The 18,064-nt window shown below is 61.4% G+C and carries 19 protein-coding genes; 3 read left to right on the top strand and 16 right to left on the bottom strand.

Annotated elements, in window-relative coordinates; genetic code table 11:
• Nucleotides 1-225: 225 nt before the first annotated feature.
• The 4 genes from V8N38_RS05975 to sdhC are packed head-to-tail and all read right to left on the bottom strand — an operon-like array spanning nt 226 to nt 3,456.
• On the bottom strand, nt 226-942 hold the full coding sequence (locus tag V8N38_RS05975) for a succinate dehydrogenase iron-sulfur subunit (protein WP_004939885.1): 717 nt from the start codon (nt 940-942) through the stop codon (nt 226-228).
• A 16-nt stretch (nt 943-958) separates the two neighbouring features.
• Nucleotides 959-2,725, bottom strand: coding sequence for a succinate dehydrogenase flavoprotein subunit (sdhA, locus tag V8N38_RS05970; RefSeq protein ID WP_060423638.1), 1,767 nt, complete (start codon nt 2,723-2,725; stop codon nt 959-961).
• Nucleotides 2,726-3,073 carry a succinate dehydrogenase membrane anchor subunit gene (gene sdhD / locus V8N38_RS05965; RefSeq protein WP_004939891.1) on the bottom strand — a complete coding sequence of 116 codons (348 nt, stop codon included), beginning with the start codon at nt 3,071-3,073 and terminating at the stop codon, nt 2,726-2,728. It lies immediately after the preceding gene.
• Nucleotides 3,067-3,456 (bottom strand): succinate dehydrogenase cytochrome b556 subunit, encoded by a 390-nt coding sequence (gene sdhC / locus V8N38_RS05960; RefSeq protein WP_004939893.1) that lies wholly within the window; start codon nt 3,454-3,456, stop codon nt 3,067-3,069. The genes sdhD and sdhC overlap by 7 nt, the downstream gene beginning before the upstream one ends.
• A 730-nt stretch (nt 3,457-4,186) precedes the next feature.
• Here sdhC and V8N38_RS05955 point away from each other — a divergent pair.
• Nucleotides 4,187-5,479, top strand: a complete 1,293-nt coding sequence (locus V8N38_RS05955; RefSeq protein ID WP_016928730.1) for a citrate synthase — start codon at nt 4,187-4,189, stop codon at nt 5,477-5,479.
• Between the two features lie 57 nt (nt 5,480-5,536).
• Here V8N38_RS05955 and nei read toward each other — a convergent pair whose 3' ends face one another.
• The 12 genes from nei to V8N38_RS05895 all read right to left on the bottom strand — a co-directional run bounded on the left by nei (nt 5,537) and on the right by V8N38_RS05895 (nt 15,835).
• A complete protein-coding gene (gene nei, locus V8N38_RS05950) occupies nt 5,537-6,328 on the bottom strand; it encodes an endonuclease VIII (RefSeq protein ID WP_060440508.1) in 792 nt (263 codons plus the stop codon).
• A 53-nt stretch (nt 6,329-6,381) separates the two neighbouring features.
• Nucleotides 6,382-7,026: a pyroglutamyl-peptidase I gene (pcp, locus tag V8N38_RS05945; RefSeq protein WP_049273950.1), complete on the bottom strand. Its 645-nt coding sequence runs from the start codon at nt 7,024-7,026 to the stop codon at nt 6,382-6,384.
• 8 nt (nt 7,027-7,034) lie between these two features.
• A complete protein-coding gene (locus tag V8N38_RS05940) occupies nt 7,035-8,054 on the bottom strand; it encodes a DUF979 domain-containing protein (protein WP_049201994.1) in 1,020 nt (339 codons plus the stop codon).
• Nucleotides 8,051-8,782: a DUF969 domain-containing protein gene (locus V8N38_RS05935; protein WP_016928734.1), complete on the bottom strand. Its 732-nt coding sequence runs from the start codon at nt 8,780-8,782 to the stop codon at nt 8,051-8,053. The genes V8N38_RS05940 and V8N38_RS05935 overlap by 4 nt, the downstream gene beginning before the upstream one ends.
• A 62-nt stretch (nt 8,783-8,844) precedes the next feature.
• Nucleotides 8,845-9,585, bottom strand: coding sequence for a 5-oxoprolinase subunit PxpA (gene pxpA / locus V8N38_RS05930; protein ID WP_100396170.1), 741 nt, complete (start codon nt 9,583-9,585; stop codon nt 8,845-8,847).
• Nucleotides 9,575-10,507 carry a 5-oxoprolinase subunit PxpC gene (gene pxpC / locus V8N38_RS05925; RefSeq protein ID WP_060440510.1) on the bottom strand — a complete coding sequence of 311 codons (933 nt, stop codon included), beginning with the start codon at nt 10,505-10,507 and terminating at the stop codon, nt 9,575-9,577. Before pxpC ends, pxpA begins: the two co-directional genes overlap by 11 nt.
• Nucleotides 10,501-11,157 carry a 5-oxoprolinase subunit PxpB gene (gene pxpB / locus V8N38_RS05920; protein WP_087763328.1) on the bottom strand — a complete coding sequence of 219 codons (657 nt, stop codon included), beginning with the start codon at nt 11,155-11,157 and terminating at the stop codon, nt 10,501-10,503. Before pxpB ends, pxpC begins: the two co-directional genes overlap by 7 nt.
• A 159-nt stretch (nt 11,158-11,316) precedes the next feature.
• Nucleotides 11,317-12,060 (bottom strand): type 2 GTP cyclohydrolase I, encoded by a 744-nt coding sequence (locus tag V8N38_RS05915; protein ID WP_025301873.1) that lies wholly within the window; start codon nt 12,058-12,060, stop codon nt 11,317-11,319.
• Nucleotides 12,061-12,078: 18 nt separating this feature from the next.
• Nucleotides 12,079-13,059 (bottom strand): MBL fold metallo-hydrolase, encoded by a 981-nt coding sequence (locus V8N38_RS05910; protein ID WP_038877517.1) that lies wholly within the window; start codon nt 13,057-13,059, stop codon nt 12,079-12,081.
• 22 nt (nt 13,060-13,081) lie between these two features.
• A complete protein-coding gene (phrB, locus tag V8N38_RS05905; RefSeq protein WP_147839429.1) occupies nt 13,082-14,512 on the bottom strand; it encodes a deoxyribodipyrimidine photo-lyase in 1,431 nt (476 codons plus the stop codon).
• A gap of 15 nt (nt 14,513-14,527) precedes the next feature.
• Complete coding sequence (locus V8N38_RS05900; RefSeq protein ID WP_147839428.1) at nt 14,528-15,484, bottom strand: YbgA family protein; 957 nt, start codon at nt 15,482-15,484, stop codon at nt 14,528-14,530.
• 141 nt (nt 15,485-15,625) lie between these two features.
• Nucleotides 15,626-15,835 (bottom strand): YbfA family protein, encoded by a 210-nt coding sequence (locus V8N38_RS05895; protein ID WP_004939916.1) that lies wholly within the window; start codon nt 15,833-15,835, stop codon nt 15,626-15,628.
• A 429-nt stretch (nt 15,836-16,264) separates the two neighbouring features.
• Between V8N38_RS05895 and V8N38_RS05890 the strand changes: the two genes are divergently transcribed.
• Together V8N38_RS05890 and kdpA are read left to right on the top strand one after the other, a co-directional pair.
• Complete coding sequence (locus V8N38_RS05890; RefSeq protein WP_016928742.1) at nt 16,265-16,354, top strand: K(+)-transporting ATPase subunit F; 90 nt, start codon at nt 16,265-16,267, stop codon at nt 16,352-16,354.
• Complete coding sequence (gene kdpA / locus V8N38_RS05885) at nt 16,354-18,042, top strand: potassium-transporting ATPase subunit KdpA (protein WP_147839427.1); 1,689 nt, start codon at nt 16,354-16,356, stop codon at nt 18,040-18,042. The genes V8N38_RS05890 and kdpA overlap by 1 nt, the downstream gene beginning before the upstream one ends.
• The last annotated feature ends 22 nt before the right edge of the window (nt 18,043-18,064 follow it).

Below are 18,064 nucleotides of genomic sequence, written 5' to 3'. Positions count from 1 at the left end.
TACCGTGATGAATACGGTTTGCCGTAAAACGGTTCACTCGACGTACTTGCGGCCATGACGGCCCGATACGTTCTGTTATGGACCTTGCGGTCCCTTACAAGGAACCTCTAAAAACCGGCGGAAGAACCAGGCTGCATAGCGCCGCAGCCGCGGGTCAGTTTTTAGAGGTTCCCTCCCCTATGGGATGTGCGCCGGAAAAGAGCCCGGCGCAGCATCTCATTCCGTTTATGCGCCGCGTTGCAGCAGCATGGACTTGATATGCCCGATAGCACGCGTCGGGTTCAAGCCTTTAGGACATACACTGACACAATTCATAATGCTATGGCAGCGGAAAACACTAAAAGCGTCGTCCAGATCATCTAAACGTTCTTGCGTTTCCGTGTCACGGCTGTCGATCAGGAAGCGATACGCCGCCAACAGACCGGCAGGCCCGATGAACTTGTCCGGGTTCCACCAGAACGATGGGCAAGAGGTCGAGCAGCAGGCGCACAGAATGCACTCGTACAGACCGTCCAGCTTGGCGCGCTGCTCCGGCGACTGCAGGTGCTCGCGCGCCGGCGGGTTCTTGCCGTCGTTCAGCAGGTATGGCTTGATCTTTTCATACTGGGTGTAGAACTGGCCCATATCCACCACCAGATCGCGCACCACCGGCAGGCCCGGCAGCGGACGGATCACGATCTTGCCGTTGCCTTTGCGCAGCGACGAAATCGGGGTGATGCACGCCAGGCCGTTTTTACCGTTCATGTTCAGGCCATCGGAACCGCACACGCCTTCGCGGCATGAGCGACGGAACGACAGGGTCGGGTCTTTTTCTTTCAGCTGGATCAACGCATCCAGCAGCATCATGTCGCGACCTTCTTCCGCTTCCAGGGTGTAGTCCTGCATGTGCGGCGCGTCATCGACATCCGGGTTGTAGCGATAAATGGAAAATTCGAGTTTCATCTGTCGATCTCCGCAATTAGTAAGAACGCACTTTCGGCGGGAATGCCGGGCGCAGCTTCGGTTGCATGTTCACTTCACGACGCGTCATGCTTTCCGATTGCGGCAGATACAGCGAATGGCACAGCCAGTTGGCGTCATCGCGTTCCGGGTAGTCGAAGCGGCTGTGTGCGCCACGGCTCTCGGTACGGAAGTTGGCCGACACGGCGGTGGAATACGCGGTCTCCATCAGGTTATCCAACTCCAGGCACTCGATGCGCTGGGTGTTGAACTCGCTGGAGGTATCGTCCAGGCGTGCGTTCTTCAGACGTTCACGGATCACTTTCAGTTCTTCCAGACCCTTGGCCATCGCATCGCCTTCGCGGAATACCGAGAAGTTGTGCTGCATACAAGACTGCAGCGCTTTGCGAATTTCGACCGGGTCTTCGCCGGAGCGGGTGTTGTTCCAACGGTTCAGACGATCCAGCGAGGCTTCCACGTCGGAGTCGCTGGCGTCACGGCTCACGCCCTGCTCTTCCAGCGATTCCTGCAGGTGCATGCCGGCGGAACGGCCGAACACCACCAGGTCGAGCAGCGAATTGCCGCCCAAGCGGTTGGCGCCGTGCACCGATACGCAGGCGATTTCGCCCACGGCGAACAGCCCCGGGATCACCACGTCTTCACCTTTCTCGTTCACGGTCAATGCCTGGCCGGTCACTTTGGTCGGAATGCCGCCCATCATATAGTGGCAGGTTGGGATAACCGGGATCGGCTCTTTCACCGGATCGACGTGCGCAAAGGTGCGGGACAGTTCCAGAATGCCCGGCAGACGGGATTCCAGCACGTCTTTACCCAGATGATCCAGCTTCAGCTTGGCGTGCGGGCCCCAAGGGCCGTCGCAGCCGCGGCCTTCGCGGATTTCGATCATGATCGAACGGGCAACCACGTCGCGGCCCGCCAGATCTTTGGCGTTCGGCGCATAACGCTCCATGAAGCGCTCGCCGTGTTTGTTCAGCAGGTAACCGCCTTCGCCGCGGCAGCCTTCGGTCACCAGCACGCCCGCGCCGGCGATGCCGGTCGGGTGGAACTGCCACATTTCCATGTCCTGCACCGGCACGCCGGCGCGCAGCGCCATGCCGACACCGTCGCCGGTGTTGATGTGGGCGTTGGTGGTGGACTGATAAATACGGCCTGCGCCGCCGGTCGCCAGCACGGTGGCCTTGGCTTTGAAGTAAACCACTTCACCGGTTTCGATGCAGATAGCCGTGGTGCCGACCACCGCGCCGTCCTGGTTTTTCACCAGATCAAGCGCATACCACTCGGAGAAGATGGTGGTGTGGTTTTTCAGGTTCTGTTGGTACAGGGTGTGCAGCAGCGCGTGGCCGGTACGGTCGGCTGCGGCTGCGGTACGCGCCGCCTGCTCGCCGCCGAAGTTCAGCGACTGGCCGCCGAACGGGCGCTGGTAGATGCGGCCGTCGTCCAGACGAGAGAACGGCAGGCCCATATGTTCCAGTTCCAGAATCGCTTCCGGGCCGGTTTTACACATATATTCGATGGCGTCCTGGTCACCGATATAGTCGGAACCTTTCACCGTGTCGTACATATGCCATTCCCAGTTGTCCTCGTGGCTGTTGCCCAGCGCGACGGTGATGCCGCCCTGTGCGGACACGGTATGGGAACGGGTCGGGAAAACTTTGGACAGCAGGGCACAGGTCGAGCCCGCTTGGGAAATTTGCAGCGCGGCACGCATGCCCGCACCGCCGGCGCCGATTACGACGGCATCAAACTCTCTGACTGGCAGTTTCATTTAAGCACCCCACACTACGATTGTTCCGTACAGTAAATAGACCAGCAACGCGACCACGACAGCCAGCTGCAACACCAGGCGAACCGCCAGCGGCTTGACGTAGTCCGTCAGCACCTGCCACAGCCCGATCCAGGCGTGCACCAGAATCGACAGCAAGGTCAGCAGAGTGAACACTTTCGTAATGGAAGTGGCGAAGAAACCGCGCCAGATGTCATAAGTCAGTTCCGGAGCCGTGACGAAGAAGCCCAGGATATACAGGACGTACAGGGTGATGATGATAGCGGAAGCGCGCAGCAGCAGCCAATCGTGCACGCCGTTGCGCCCTAATGCAGAAACGTTGTTTACCATACGAGGACTCCAGCCAGAACTGACAGCACGACGGTCAGACCGATCGCCACCTGGGCGGAACGGGTACCGGCGGCCAAACTCTCTTCGATGTAGCCAAAATCCATTAACAAGTGACGGATGCCACCGCAAATGTGATAGGCCAGCGCCGTGAGGATGCCCCAGAATATGAATTTGACGATGAAGCTATTCATGATGGCGGCCGCCTGCAGGAACCCCTCTTGGGAAGAGAGTGACAGGCCCAGCAGCCAGAGGAGGATACCCACGGCAACGAAGGTAATTACGCCAGAGACTCGGTGTAAGATAGACGCTATCGCAGTTACGGGGAACCGGATCGTTTGCAGATCCAAGTTGACAGGTCGTTGTTTTTTCACGTATTTGCCCACACAGCTCTTATTATTTTCCTTCCTCCGGGCCTGGGCGGGGATCAGACAGCGTTAAGAGCCTAAAACCCTTACACGTCACGCGCTCAAACATCAACATCCTCTGTGCTCAAACGGCGCGCATTTATAACGCTGGGTGCTCCTACTTCAGGGTAATCCGGAGACCTGGCGGCAGTATAGGAGGATCACATTCTGATTACAATTCTCATACAACCGCTTTGATAACATTTCCCCCGAACAGTGATTCAGATCACGGATTTCACAATTAGTGCAAAATTAATTATCTGATTTGACAAGAGATCAACATTTCCATTACATATAGGGGCACAAACGGTCCTATGATGCGCTATGGGTCAGCAGATACACTTCCCCCCGGGTTCGAGTTATGCAACAGTGTATTTGACGAACCTATCCCAATAGCCGTTGTTTCCCGCTCGATTTTGCCGGCGTCAAAAAGCAAATAAAGCAAATAAAAACAGATTATTGGGATAGGTTCACATCTCTTCGAACAGCTCATAGGTAAGATTAACAGACTATAACGAATTACTATGAATCGTTAACAACTGGTCACCCGTCTCGTTCGCCTGGTCAGCACTCTGTACCCTACCCGCGCACAGTTGCGCAGTCGCTCACAGAGTTAGCGTCCGCACCATTTTTTTGCGGGCAACCTGCAGAGATTTAAGGTATTTCAGTTGTTAGTGGTTTTTAAAATAAGGCGCTAAGGAGACAGTAAATGACTGATAAGAAAGCGACGCTAACCATTAACGACAGCGAAGCTCCGATCGAACTGGGCGTATTGACACCGACACTGGGCCCTGATGTCCTCGATGTCCGCGCTCTGGGTTCCAAAGGTTATTTCACATTTGATCCCGGCTTTACCTCCACCGCTTCTTGCGAATCCAAGATTACCTTCATCGACGGCGACAAAGGCGTACTGCTGCACCGCGGCTTCCCTATTGAGCAGCTGGCGAAAGAATCTTCCTACCTGGAAGTGTGCTACATCCTGCTGTACGGCGAGACCCCAACGCCGGAAGAGTTCGAGACCTTCAAGACCACCGTCACCCGCCACACCATGATCCACGACCAGATCACCCATCTGTTCCGTGGTTTCCGTCGCGACTCGCACCCGATGGCGGTGCTGTGCGGCGTGACCGGCGCGCTGGCGGCGTTCTACCACGATGCGCTGGACGTCAACAACGAGCGTCACCGTGAAATCACCGCGTTCCGCCTGCTGTCCAAAATGCCGACCGTGGCCGCGATGTGCTACAAATATTCCCTGGGCCAGCCGTTCGTTTACCCGCGCAACGATCTGTCCTATGCCGGCAACTTCCTGCACATGATGTTCGCCACCCCGTGCGAAGAGTACGTGGTGAACCCGGTGCTGGAACGCGCCATGGATCGCATTCTGATCCTGCACGCCGACCATGAGCAGAACGCCTCTACCTCTACCGTGCGCACCGCCGGCTCTTCCGGCGCCAACCCGTTCGCCTGCATCGCGGCCGGTATCGCCTCCCTGTGGGGACCGGCGCACGGCGGCGCCAACGAAGCGGCGCTGAAAATGCTGGAAGAGATCAAGACTGTCGAGCACATTCCAGAATTCATCAAGCGCGCCAAGGACAAGAACGACTCCTTCCGCCTGATGGGCTTCGGCCACCGCGTGTACAAGAACTACGATCCGCGCGCTACCGTGATGCGCGAAACCTGTCACGAAGTGCTGAAAGAGCTGAACAAGAAGGACGACAACCTGCTGCAGGTCGCGATGGAGCTGGAACACATCGCGCTGAACGACCCGTACTTCATCGAGAAGAAACTGTACCCGAACGTCGACTTCTACTCCGGCATCATCCTGAAAGCGATGGGCATTCCTTCTTCCATGTTCACCGTGATCTTCGCCATCGCGCGCACCATCGGCTGGATCGCCCACTGGAACGAAATGCACGACGAAGGCATCAAAATTGCCCGTCCGCGTCAGCTGTACACCGGCTATGCCGAACGCGATTTCAAATCCCAGCTGAAAAACAAGTAAGCCGCTTTCCCGGCTGAAACCGCACAGCGCCGCCCCTTCGGGCGGCGTTTTTTTTGGTTATTTCTGGCAGCCCGGGCACCAATAAAACGGCCGCGACGACAGCTCGGTACGCACGATCATCCCACCGCAGCGTTCGCAGGGCTCGCCGCTGCGATGAAATACCTTGAAGCGAAACAGCGCGCCGTGATGCCGGTTGTCATCCGCCTGCCCGCGCGTCTGGTAGGAAAGGCGCGGCACTGCCAGCAGTGCCTCCGCCAGGTGGCGCAGCGCCTCTGGCGTCAGATCCTGCGGTTTGTGCTGCGGCGCCAGTTCGGCCTGCCACAGGATTTCGGCGCGCAGATAATTGCCCAATCCGGCGAGAAACGCCTGGTCGAGCAGCATGCCCCCCAGCTGCCTGCGGCGAAAACGCGGCGTCAGCAACCGCTCCGCCACATCGTCTACCGTCAGCGACATGTCCAACACGTCGGGGCCGATGCGTTGCAAAAACGGGTGTTGCTCTATTTCCTCGCGCGGCCCGACGGTAATGTCGGAAGCGCTGTAAAGCAATATCGCGCTGTGGGCGGTTTCCAGCCGCACCCGCAGATCGCGCTTGGTCTCCGGCGTCTCCCCTGCCGCCGCCACTTTCCACACGCCATACAGCTGGTTGTGGCTGTACATCGTCAGCCCATTGGAGAAATGGGTCAGCAGCGCCTTGCCACGCGGCTCGATGGCGACGATGCGCTCGCCGAGCAGACGCTGGCGATAGTGTTTCAGCTGGGGAAAAGCGAAATCGACGGCGGTCAGCGGCTGATCGATCACCGCCGCCGCCAGTTTGTCCGCCGCCCGGCGAATCTCCGGTCCTTCCGGCATAGACCACTCCTTGCGTAGACCCGGCGCAGCCCGATGCGCCGGGGATGACATGATTAATGCGTCGCGCCGCCCACCACTTTCAGATCGTGCTCCACCTGCAAAGCGATGGAAACGGCCAGCTCCAATGCAAACAGCACCGTCGAGGCCGCCATGCTCGGCGCACCGGGGTGCGCCGCCGCCTGTTCCGGCAGGTACGGGATATGGATAAACCCGCCCTTGACCTCGCGCTGGCCGCTCAAACGGTGCAGCAGGCCATACATGACATGGTTGCACACGTAGGTGCCGGCGGTCTGCGAAACGGAGGCCGGAATACCGGCCTCGCGCATCGAACTGACCATCGCTTTAATCGGCAAGGTGCTGAAATAGGCCGCCGGACCGCCGGCGACGATCGGCTCGTCCACCGGTTGCTGCCCCTGATTGTCGGGGATACGCGCGTCGTCGACGTTGATCGCCACCCGTTCGATCGTGATGTCGGTGCGGCCGCCGGCCTGGCCGATAGCCAGCACCATCACCGGCTGCACCTCGTCGATCGCCGCATTGAGCGCGTCCAGCGCCGCGCCGAACACGCACGGCAGCTGGCGCGCCACGATGCGTGTGCCGACCAGCTCCATATCATTGAGCTGCTTCACAACTTCCCAGGAGGGGTTAAGGCGCTCGCCGCCAAACGGCTCAAAGCCGGTAATCAATACTTTTTGCATCCTTACTCCTACAGGAACATCAGGAAATACAGCAGGAACACGTTAACCAACAGCAGCAGCACGCCGGTCGGCACCTGCGCCTTGATCACCGCATTCTTGTCCGGCAGCTCCAGCAGCGCCGCCGGCACGATGTTGAAGTTCGCCGCCATCGGCGTCATCAGGGTGCCGCAATAGCCGGAGAACATGCCGATCGCCGCCATCACCGCCGGGTTGCCGCCGTGCTGCAACACCAGGATCGGAATGCCGATGCCGGCGGTAACGATCGGGAAGGCGGCGAAGGCGTTGCCCATCACCATGGTCAGCACCGCCATACCGATAGCGTAGACTGCCACGGCGATAAAGCGGTTATCGACCGCCAGATACTCCTGGGTCAAATGCGAGATTGCGGTGCCAACGCCGGCGACGGTAAACAGCAGCCCCAGCGTGGCAAGGATCTGCGGCAGAATGAACGCCCAGCCGATCGAATCCAGCAGGCGCCGCGCTTCCTGTATCGGCTGCAGGGCCTTCTCATGGGTCATTTTCACCGCGATCGCCAGGCCAATCAGGCAGCCGACGGTCATCGAGAACAGGGTGATCAGCGTCGCGTGGTTACCGCTGCCGAACACCGCGGTTTGCAACGCCGGCACGTTGTTGAACAGCAGCACGCCGATCACCGTCACCACCGGGATCGCCAGAGCGGGGATAAACAGCTTATTGCCCAGGCGCTTGGCGCTGGCCTCGCGCTCCTGCGGCGTCCGCTGATGATAGCTGCCGAGGCGCACGCCGCCGAAGCCGGCAATCAGGGCCATCACCACCACCACCCCGCCAACGATGATGTGCAGCATGCGTTTCTCGTTGCTGCCTTCGCCCAGCACGTCGCCCAGCAGGCGGTAAGTCCAGTCGCCGACCAGGAACACCAGGCCGTACAGCCCCCAAAACAGCCCGGTGGTGATGCGGCGCGGGTTGGCGCGATCGCGGAAGGACATCACCGCCACAATCAGCAGCACCGCGCCGGCCAGCCAGTAGAGATATTGTTGCTGGAAGTTCATCGTGCCTCCCCCTTCGCCTGCAGCGCCGCCTGATTCAGCTGCGCCAGCTCGGCGCTCAGCTGCTTATCCATCCGATACAGCCGGAACGCGTGGATCAGGAAAGCGAAAATCGCGGTCGGAATGCCCCACAGCGCGATATGCAACGGCTCGGTCTGAATGCCGCCGGACTCCAGCATAAAGTTGTGCATGAAGATGATCGCGCCGAAGGCCACGAAGATATCTTCGCCGAAGAACAGCCCGACGTTGTCGGTCGCGGCCGACATGGCGCGCAGACGGTGGCGGGTGCGCTCCGGCAGCTCGCCGTAGCGGTTTTCCGTTGCCCCTTCCGCCATCGGCGCCAGCAGCGGCCGCACCATTTGCGGATGCCCGCCCAGGCTGGTCAGCCCCATCGCCGCGGTAATCTCGCGCACGAACAGGTATACGATCAGCAAACGGCCGGCGGTGGCGCTTTTGATCTTGGCGATCCACGCCTGCGCACGCTCTTTCAGCCCGTGGCGCTCCAGCAGGCCGATCACCGCCAGCGGCAGCAGCAGGATCAGCGGCAGGTTACGGGTGTTGAGAAAGCCCTCGCCGAGCTTTTCCAGAATGACGTCCAGCGGCATCAGCGCCGCCAAACCGGTGATGATGCCGGCGGCGATCACCACCAGCACCGGGTTGAAACGCAATACAAACCCGACCACGATGGCGGCGATGCCAATCAGTGGCCAGAGATTCACGGCCTGTTCCATAGTCTTCCCTCGATATTTTCTAATAGTTTTTTGCTTGTGATGTTGTGTCTTGCTTTATTGCTTTACTGCTCCGCGCTGACGCGGATGCCCTGCTGAACAAAACTGTCCCGCAGCTTGCGCGCATACGCCAGCGCATGCTCGCCGTCCCCATGCAGGCAGACGGTTTCCGCCTGAACGGCGGTCCAGACGCCATCCACGCTGCGCACCCGGTGATGGCGCACCATCTCCAGGGTTTGCGCCAGCGCCTGTTCGTCATCGTCGATCAACGCCCCCGGCAAACCGCGCGGCACCAGCGTGCCGTCGGCCTGATAGCCGCGATCGGCGAATACCTCCTGCCGGGTGGTCAGACCGAGTTGTTCCCCGGCGCGGATCAGCTCGCTGCCGGCCAGCCCCACCAGCCGCAGCGCCGGATCGACCGCCTGCACCGCCCGGGCGATCGCTTCCGCCAGCGCCGGCTCAACCGCCGCCTGGTTGTACAGCATGCCGTGCGGCTTAACGTGCACCATCACCCCACCCTCGGCGCGGGCGATGGCCGCCAGCGCCCCGAGCTGATACACCACCTGCGCGTAGACCGTTTCCGGCGGCAGCTGCATGCGGGTGCGGCCGAAGTTATCCCGATCGGGAAAACTCGGGTGAGCGCCGATCGCCACGCCGTACTGCAATGCCCAGCGCACCGACTGACGCATGGTCTGCGCATCGCCGGCGTGGAAGCCGCAGGCGATGTTGGCCGAACTCACCAATTGCAACAGCGCCTGGTCGTTGGCGCAGCCTTCGCCGAGATCGGCGTTCAAATCAACGATCATGTAACCCCCAGGCAATCTGTCGAAGGAAGAGATCCTGCTCAGCCTTGGCGCGCTGCGCCTCCGTCAGAGAGCAGAGAACGAAGTGGATCGGTTCGCCGAGACGGATCTGCGCCAAGTGGTAAAGATCGGCCTCGATCACGCAGGCGATACGCGGGTAACCGCCGGTGGTTTGCGCATCGGCCATCAGCACGATCGGCTGGCCGTTGTGCGGCACCTGCACCACGCCGGGCAGCAGGCCGTGCGAAAGCATCTCGCGGTCGGTGGTGCGCTCCAGCGGCGTGCCGCCGTGCAGGCGGTAGCCCATGCGGTTGCTCTGCGGGCTGAGCTGCCAGGCGGTGCGCCAGAACGTGTCCTGCGCCTCTTCGCTGAATTCAGCGTACTCCGGCCCCGGCAGCGCGCGGATGCGGTTGGTGAACAGCAGCTGCTTCACGCCGCAGCGGTGTTGCGGCAGCGCGGTGGATTTGCCCAGCGGCAGCCGATCGCCGTCCTTCAGGTTACGGCCTTCGTGGCCGCCAAAGGCGGCTTTCATGTCGGTGCTGCACGAGCCCAGCATTTCCGGCACGGCGATGCCGCCCGAGATCGCCAGGTAGCTGCGCATGCCGCGTTTCGGCGTGCCCAGCGCCAGCCGCTGCCCCTTTTTCACCGGGTAGCGCCAGCCGGTCCACAGCGGCTTGCCGTCCAGCTGCGCGTCGCAGCCGGCGCCGGTCAGGGCGATCCAGCCAGGGCGGGTAAACTCGGCGCTGAACTGGCCGAGGGTGATCTCCAGCCCGGCGGCCTCAGGCGCATTGCCCACCAGCAGGTTGGCGATCTTCAACGCCGGTTGATCTAGCGCCCCGCCGGTGCTGATGCCCAGGCGGCGGAATCCCTCGCGGCCCAAATCCTGCACCGTGGTATAGATGCCGGCACGCAGAATAATCAGCATACGCCCTCCTTCTGCGGCACGAAGCGCACGTTATCGCCCGGGCGCAGCAGCGTCGGCGGCATTTCATGCGGATTGAACAGCGCCAGCGGCGTGCGGCCGATCAGCTGCCAGCCGCCGGGTGTCACCAGCGGATAGATGCCGGTCTGGCCGCCGCCGATGCCGACGGAGCCGGCCGCCACCGCCAGACGCGGCTCAGCGCGGCGCGGCGTCGCCAGTTGTTCCGGCATGCCGCCCAAATAGGAGAAACCCGGCTGAAAGCCGAGGAAATAGACCACGTAGGCCGCCGCCGCGTGGCATTCCACCACCTGCCGCGGCGTCATGCCGGTATGGCGCGCCACTTCATCCAGATCGGGGCCTTGCTCCCCGCCGTAGACCACCGGAATATCCACCTGGCGCGATTCCGGCGTCAGGCTCTCTTTGCTTTCCCAACCTTGCTGCAGCAATGCGAGTATCGCTTCGGCGTCGGCCTGCGGCGTATGCAGCAACAGCGTCAGGTTATTCATCCCCGGCACCACTTCCCGCACGTCGGGGTGGTGATTCAGCTTTTCCGCCAGCGCCCAGATGCGCTGCTGGCTCGGTAAGGTCACCGGCGGCGACAGTTCAAGCACTACCGCTCTCTCACCCAACAGGTAATAACGTGCTTGTTGCACCCTTATTCTCCTTATTATTATCGCGATGAAAAACACACCAGTTATGCGTGACGCGGCCCCGGCTGTCAATAGAACGCAACCATAAGGAAAATAAGGAAATAGCGCGGTAAAAGGATTCAGCCGGCGCACAGGCCGGGCTGGATCCGGGGAAGAAAAAAATCAGGCGGGATTCGGGATATCGATAAAGGTCACATCAAAGCCGTGGTGCTGCGCCAGCCAGTCGCCCAACGCCTTCACGCCGCCGCGCTCGGTGGCGTGGTGGCCGGCGGCGAAGAAATGCACGCCCATTTCGCGCGCGCTGTGAATGGTCTGCTCAGACACTTCACCGCTGATGAACGCATCGACGCCGAAGCGCGCCGCGCTGTCGATAAAGCCCTGGCCGCCGCCTGTGCACCAGGCCACCCGGCGAATGTGCTCAGGCGCGTTATCGCCGCAGTGCAGCACCGCGCGCCCCAGCCGGCTTTCGATACGCTGCTGCAGCGCTTCGCCGGTCAGCGGCTGTTCAAATTCGCCGTGCGGCACCAGCGGCTCGACGTCGCCAATCACCCGAATGCCCAGCGCCTGCGCCAGCTGCGCGTTGTTGCCCAGCACCGGATGCGCGTCCAGCGGCAGATGGTAGCCGTACAGGTTGATGTCGTGGGTCAGCAGCGTTTTCAGGCGGTTGCGCTTCATGCCGCGCACCGCCGGCGCCTCGTTTTTCCAGAAATAGCCGTGGTGCACGATAATCGCGTCGGCCTGATGCGCCACCGCGGCGTCCAGCAGCGCCTGACAGGCGGTGACGCCGGTCACGATGCGCTGCACGTGCGGGCGGCCTTCTACCTGCAATCCGTTGGGGGCGTAGTCCTGAAACGCCGCGGCGTTCAGTTCCGTGTTGATCAGTTGTTCCAGATCGAGGTTACGCATTCTCTTCTCTCTTCATAGTCAAAATGTCTGCCGGTCGCCCTGCGCCATCAGGATAAATTTCACGCCCAGATCGTTGCCCTGCGCCAGCTGCTGCGCAATGGCGGCGCGCGTGTCTTCGCCCTGTTTCAGGCTGGGCTTGATGTGGCTGATCACCACCGGCAAACCGTTCAGCGAGCCATCGCCGCCGCTGTACTGCGTCAGGTTCTTCAGCTCCTTCAGCAGCCAGGCCGGCGTCAAATGGCCGTACAGATGTTTATCCTCCACCCCGTTAGGGTAAGAGGTTTCGATAATCATGCCCTTGAGCTTCTTCTGCTCGACAAGCGGCCCCAGCGCGCGCCAGACGGTATCGAGATCGCGCGACTGCTCCACCTTATCCGGCCCGGTATCGCCGAAGTAGGCGAAGAACTCGTTGCCGTTGGAAATCAGCAGCATCGACGACGGATAGCGATCGTGGCTGAGCGGGTACATCACGCCGGTCAATCCGGTCAGGCCGAGAGTAAACCGCTGCTGCGGCCGCACCGTTTGCAGCCGGTAAGTGCCCAGCCGCGAGCCGTTGCCGGCGTCGGTGAAGTTCGGCCACGCCTTCCAGTTGAAGTAGTGATTACGCAGGGTCAGTACGGTGTCCGCCTGGGCGTAAACGGTTTTTTTATTGTCCTCGGGTGAGCCGACGATCAGCCCCGCCACGTGGTCCAGGTGGCCGTGGCTGATAAAGTAGCTGCCGATCAACTGCCGGAACACATAGCCCTGCGGCGTGTAAGGCGCGGCCAGCTCGGGCGTCACCTGCGGGAAGCTGCCCTTCTCCAGCCCTTTGGCGATGCCCGGCAGCAGCGAACCGGCGTCCAGCGCCACATACCGCGGCTGATTGTCGCTGCGGATCAGGTAGGAGGTCAGATTGCCGTCGCTGACGCCGCCGTCGACGCCGAGCGCCACCACGTCAAAGCCGGCGATCGCCAGCGCCGAATAGCCGCTCAGGCACAGGGCCAGCACCTTTTTCATCATTGCGTCGCTCCTTGCAGTTGCCTCAAGACTCTCCCCGTTTTGCCGCCTCGAACGCCGCCAGCGTCTCCAGCCGGGCTTGCTTATGGTCGACGATCGGCAGCGGGTAGTTCAGCGTGCATCGCTGCTTTTCCGCCCAGCGATGGGGATGATGGATGTCATTGTCGGGCACATCCGCCAGTTCCGGCAACCATTTACGGATAAAAGTGCCTTGTGGATCAAAACGTTCACCCTGAGTCGTCGGATTGAAGATGCGGAAATACGGCGCGGCGTCGGTGCCGGTGGAGGCCGCCCACTGCCAGCCACCGTTGTTGGCCGCCAGATCCCCATCCAGCAGTTGCGACATGAAATAGCGCTCCCCGGCGCGCCAGTCGATCAGCAGATCCTTCACCAGAAAACTGGCGCTGATCATGCGCAGCCGGTTGTGCATCCAGCCGGTGGCGTTAAGCTGTCGCATGGCGGCATCGACGATCGGGTAGCCGGTCTCGCCCCGCTGCCAAGCCTGCAGCTTCGCCTTGTCATCGCACCAGCGCACCTTGTCCGTCCAGGCAATAAACGGCCGATGGCGGCACAGATCGGGATAGGCCACCAGCAGATGGCGATAGAACTCGCGCCAAATCAGCTCGTTGAGCCAGGCGAAGGCACCGCTTTCGCGATCTTCCAGCAGCTGCGGGCATTCGGCGCGCAGGCGGTTGAAGCACTGGCGCGGCGACAGCACGCCGATCGCCAGATAGGGCGACAGGCTACTGGTGCCGGCGAGGGCCGGCAGATCGCGCTGCCGGAGGTAATCCTGCACCTGCTCGCGGCAAAAGGCGCGCAACCGCTGCAACGCGGCCTCCTCGCCGGCGGGATAGCCATCCCCAGTCTCCGCCGTGGGGTAATCGAACGCCGCCGGCGCCTCAGGCGCAGGCAACGCGCCACCGGCGCGGGTCTTCGGTGCCGGCAGGCAACTCACGTCGGACTCGGTCAGGCGCTGAAGAAAGGCGTTGCGAAACGGCGTATAGACCTTGTACATCTCTCCGCCGCCGGTGAGCACGCTGCCCGGCGGCAACAGCAGGCTGTCATCGAAACCGTGGCACCTCACCCGGCCACTCAACCGCTGTTCCAGCCGCGCATCGCGCCGCCGTTCGTTCAGTTCGTACTGGCGATTGTAAAACAGCGCATCCACCTGCTCCCGCTCGCAATAGTCCGCCAGCCAGTCGATCGACGCGGCAAAGTCAGCACAGGAATGGCAATGCAGCGCAATGCCCTTGTGCGCCAGCGCCTGCTGCACCGCCTGCAGGCTGGCGTGGATCAGCGCCGCCTGCCGCGGCGCCATCTCATGTTGCCGCCACTGCTGCGGCGTGGCGATAAACACCGCCAGCACCCGGGCTTCGGGATCGCTGCAGGCGGCGTGCAGCGCGTTGTTGTCGGTGATACGCAGATCGTTACGCAACCAGACCAGATGCGTGGTCATAAAACTCCTTGTCAATCAATGGCCGTAACGCAAACGCAGCGCCTCCGGATAAGGTTCGAAATAGCGTTGTTCCGCCAGATAGCGATCGGGGTATTCCGCCATGTAATGTTTGAGCAGCGCGATCGGTGCCAACAGCGGCTGCATGCCCTGCCGGTAGCGATCGATCAGATGCGCCAGCTCCTGGCGCTGCGCCGTACTAAGCTGACGGCTGAAATAGCCCTGCACGTGCATCAACACATTGGTGTGGTTGCGGCGCGTTGCCTTGTGCGCCAACAGCGCCATCAGGCGGCTGCGGTATTCCACGGCGAAGGCCTCCAGCGAGTCCCAGCGGTGAATATCGGCGACGAAGCGCCCCAGCTCCCGATACGCCGGCTGCGAATGCGCCAGCAGCGACAGCTTATAGCGGCTGTGAAACGCGATCAGCCCGCCGCGGGTCAGCCCCTGACGCCACAGCATGTTCAGCTCGTACAGCGCATACACCCGTTCAATGAAGTTTTCCCGCAGTGCCGCGTCCTGCAATCGTCCATCCTCTTCCACCGGCAGCCACGGCATCTGGCGCAGCAGTTCGGCGGTAAACAGACCGACGCCGTTTTTACGCGAGTCCTTGCCGTTTTCGCTGTAGACCCGCACCCGCTCCAGGCCGCAGCTCGGTGACTTGGCGCAGACGATGTACCCGCAAAGATGTTGCAAGGCCGCCACGCGCTGCGCGGAGAAGCCGCGCATCTCCTCGGTCAGATCCACGCCGGCGTCGTTGCTGTAGCGCATCGCCGGCCACGGCTGCGCCTGTTTCACCAGGCGCAGCGCCGGGCGCGGCGTAGGCAGCCCGATCGCCATTTCCGGGCAAACGGGCTCAAAGCGCACATAGGGCGCCAACTGTTCCACCGCAAAGGCCAGCCGCTTGTGGCCGCCGTCGAAACGCACCGTCTCGCCCAGTAAACAGGCGCTGATGCCGATAGGGATTTTGTCACTCATACCGCTCTCCCGTGTTGTTGGCCGATGAGGAAAGTGTAGAAGAATGGCTTGCCGAATACGACCTTGCGCTTGATAGGGGCGGCCAGAGGCATAAAAAAACCCCCGCCGCAGGGCGAGGGTTTTTCGTGAATCAGCAGTGGCTCAGTAGAAATCGCAGGACGCCAATTCCGCCTGCTGCAGCCAGACCGGCTTATCGCTGGTTTTTGACCAGACGCGGTGCAGGTAGCTGTAAAAACGCCCGCGGTCGCTGCGGAACAGCATCACCGGCAGGGCCAAAATGCCCGCGATAACCACTGCGCTGCGGCGCAGGAGAATCCGATGCAATGAATAAGCGTGATAGGTAGTAGACATGCGAACCTCCTTAAAAACGCCTGCCGTTGATTTGTCAGGGAAAACGGCGTCGGCGTATCAAATGAACAATCGGTAATTTGGTAACTGAGCAAAATTTTAGCGCACTTGATGAAAGTTTACTACTCATCCGACCACTAAATCGCACAAAAAATCGCTAATCGCCGCAGCGATCCGTAATTTTGTTACAGCCAGGTTAATTTTTAACTTACCCCGGGTTACATTGTGGTTATTATTTCCCGCTTACGCCCGTTCTCCCTCCCCCATCAGGGGCAATCTCGCCACCGGCCTGATGGTTGAAATGCTGAATTTCCGCTGCAATTTCAGCCATTTTTATACTTTTTTTACACCCACCCGCGCGATTTTTTCATCTTCTTTCTACCCCTCTCCCTACACTGCCTCTATCAAAAACAACACCTCTGGAGGTGTCCCGTGAGTTTCAGCGTTATTGGTGGTGCGCTGTTGGTTCTGCTGCTGTTGGCCTATTTGGTCTACGCCCTGTTTAACGCGGAGGATTTCTGATGGCGGCTTCAGCCTTTTTACTGATCGCCAGCTTCCTGCTGGTGCTTCTGCTGCTAGCCCGGCCGCTGGGCGGCTTTATGGCGCGCCTGATCGAAGGTGAGCCGTTGCCTGCGCTGCGCGGGGTAGAAGCCGGCGTCTGGCGCGCCTGCGGCATCCGCGCCACCGAGATGAACTGGTGGCAGTACGCGCTGGCGATCCTGGCGTTCAACCTGCTCGGCCTGGCGCTGTTGTTCGCCCTGCTGATGACGCAGGGCTCGCTGCCGCTCAACCCGCAAGGCTTCCCGGGCCTCTCCTGGGATCTGGCGCTCAACACCGCCGTCAGCTTCGTCACCAACACCAACTGGCAGGCCTACAGCGGCGAAAGCGCCCTCAGCTATTTCAGCCAGATGGCCGGGCTGGCGGTGCAGAACTTCGTCTCCGCCTCCACCGGCATCGCCGTGGCCTTTGCGCTGATCCGCGCCTTTACCCGCCGCGCCGGCAAGACCGTCGGCAACGCCTGGGCCGATCTGTTCCGCATCACGCTGTATGTGCTGCTGCCAATCGCGCTGCTGATCGCCCTGTTCTTCGTCAGCCAGGGCACGCTGCAAAACTTCCTGCCTTACCTGCACGTCACCACGCTCGAAGGCGCGCAGCAGACGCTGCCGATGGGGCCGGTGGCCTCGCAGGAAGCGATCAAGATGCTTGGCACCAACGGCGGCGGCTTCTTCGGCGCCAACTCGGCGCACCCGTTCGAGAACCCAACCGTGCTGACCAACTTCGTGCAGATGCTGGCCATCTTCCTGATCCCCTGCGCGCTGTGCTTCTCCTTCGGCCAGTTGGCCGGTGAAAACCGCCAGGGCCATGCGCTGATCTGGGCGATGGCGCTGATCTTCGTGGTGGCGGTGGTCGTGGTGATGTACGCCGAACTGGCGGGCAACCCGCACCTGAGCGCACTGGGCGCCGACAGCAACATCAATATGGAAGGCAAAGAGTCGCGCTTCGGCATTCTTGCCACCAGCCTGTTCTCGGTGGTGACCACCGCCGCGTCCTGCGGGGCGGTTAACGCCATGCACGACTCTTTCACCGCGCTGGGTGGCCTGGTGCCGATGTGGCTGATGCAGATCGGTGAGGTGGTGTTCGGCGGCGTCGGCTCCGGCCTGTACGGCATGCTGCTGTTCGTGCTGCTGACGGTGTTTATCGCCGGTCTGATGATCGGCCGCACCCCGGAATATCTGGGCAAGAAAATCGACGTTTACGACATGAAGATGACCGCGCTGGCGATCCTGGTCACGCCGACGCTGGTGTTGCTGGGCAGCGCGCTGGCCATCGGCACCGACGCGGGCCGCGCCGGCATCCTCAACCCGGGCGCCCACGGCTTCAGCGAAGTGCTGTACGCCCTGTCCTCCGCCGCCAACAACAACGGCAGCGCCTTCGCCGGGTTGAGCGTCAATACGCCGTTCTACAACCTGCTGTTGGCCTTCGCCATGTTTGTCGGCCGCTTCGGGGTGATCCTGCCGGTGCTGGCGATCGCCGGTTCGCTGAGCGCCAAACAACGCCAACCGGCGGGCAACGGCACCCTGCCGACCTATGGGCCGCTGTTTATCGGCCTGCTGATCGGCACCGTGCTGCTGGTGGGCGCGCTGACCTTCGTGCCGGCGCTGGCGCTGGGCCCGGTGGCCGAGCATTTGCAGCTTTGGTTGGCAAACTAACAGACGTCACAGAGAGAGAATA

Origin of the sequence: Serratia nevei, assembly GCF_037948395.1 — a bacterium.
Classification (GTDB): domain Bacteria; phylum Pseudomonadota; class Gammaproteobacteria; order Enterobacterales; family Enterobacteriaceae; genus Serratia; species Serratia nevei.
Note: the sequence above shows the minus strand (reverse complement) of the source record. Positions and strands in the feature narration are given on the sequence as shown.

What these genes read in the sequence shown, in the direction of transcription:
- V8N38_RS05975 (WP_004939885.1), bottom strand. Translation starts at nt 942, where the DNA reads ATGAAACTCGAATTTTCCATTTATCGCTACAACCCGGATGTCGATGAC.
- sdhA (WP_060423638.1), bottom strand. Translation starts at nt 2,725, where the DNA reads ATGAAACTGCCAGTCAGAGAGTTTGATGCCGTCGTAATCGGCGCCGGC.
- sdhD (WP_004939891.1), bottom strand. Translation starts at nt 3,073, where the DNA reads ATGGTAAACAACGTTTCTGCATTAGGGCGCAACGGCGTGCACGATTGG.
- V8N38_RS05955 (WP_016928730.1), top strand. Translation starts at nt 4,187, where the DNA reads ATGACTGATAAGAAAGCGACGCTAACCATTAACGACAGCGAAGCTCCG.
- nei (WP_060440508.1), bottom strand. Translation starts at nt 6,328, where the DNA reads ATGCCGGAAGGACCGGAGATTCGCCGGGCGGCGGACAAACTGGCGGCG.
- pcp (WP_049273950.1), bottom strand. Translation starts at nt 7,026, where the DNA reads ATGCAAAAAGTATTGATTACCGGCTTTGAGCCGTTTGGCGGCGAGCGC.
- V8N38_RS05940 (WP_049201994.1), bottom strand. Translation starts at nt 8,054, where the DNA reads ATGAACTTCCAGCAACAATATCTCTACTGGCTGGCCGGCGCGGTGCTG.
- V8N38_RS05935 (WP_016928734.1), bottom strand. Translation starts at nt 8,782, where the DNA reads ATGGAACAGGCCGTGAATCTCTGGCCACTGATTGGCATCGCCGCCATC.
- pxpA (WP_100396170.1), bottom strand. Translation starts at nt 9,585, where the DNA reads ATGATCGTTGATTTGAACGCCGATCTCGGCGAAGGCTGCGCCAACGAC.
- pxpC (WP_060440510.1), bottom strand. Translation starts at nt 10,507, where the DNA reads ATGCTGATTATTCTGCGTGCCGGCATCTATACCACGGTGCAGGATTTG.
- V8N38_RS05915 (WP_025301873.1), bottom strand. Translation starts at nt 12,060, where the DNA reads ATGCGTAACCTCGATCTGGAACAACTGATCAACACGGAACTGAACGCC.
- V8N38_RS05910 (WP_038877517.1), bottom strand. Translation starts at nt 13,059, where the DNA reads ATGATGAAAAAGGTGCTGGCCCTGTGCCTGAGCGGCTATTCGGCGCTG.
- phrB (WP_147839429.1), bottom strand. Translation starts at nt 14,512, where the DNA reads ATGACCACGCATCTGGTCTGGTTGCGTAACGATCTGCGTATCACCGAC.
- V8N38_RS05900 (WP_147839428.1), bottom strand. Translation starts at nt 15,484, where the DNA reads ATGAGTGACAAAATCCCTATCGGCATCAGCGCCTGTTTACTGGGCGAG.
- V8N38_RS05895 (WP_004939916.1), bottom strand. Translation starts at nt 15,835, where the DNA reads ATGTCTACTACCTATCACGCTTATTCATTGCATCGGATTCTCCTGCGC.
- kdpA (WP_147839427.1), top strand. Translation starts at nt 16,354, where the DNA reads ATGGCGGCTTCAGCCTTTTTACTGATCGCCAGCTTCCTGCTGGTGCTT.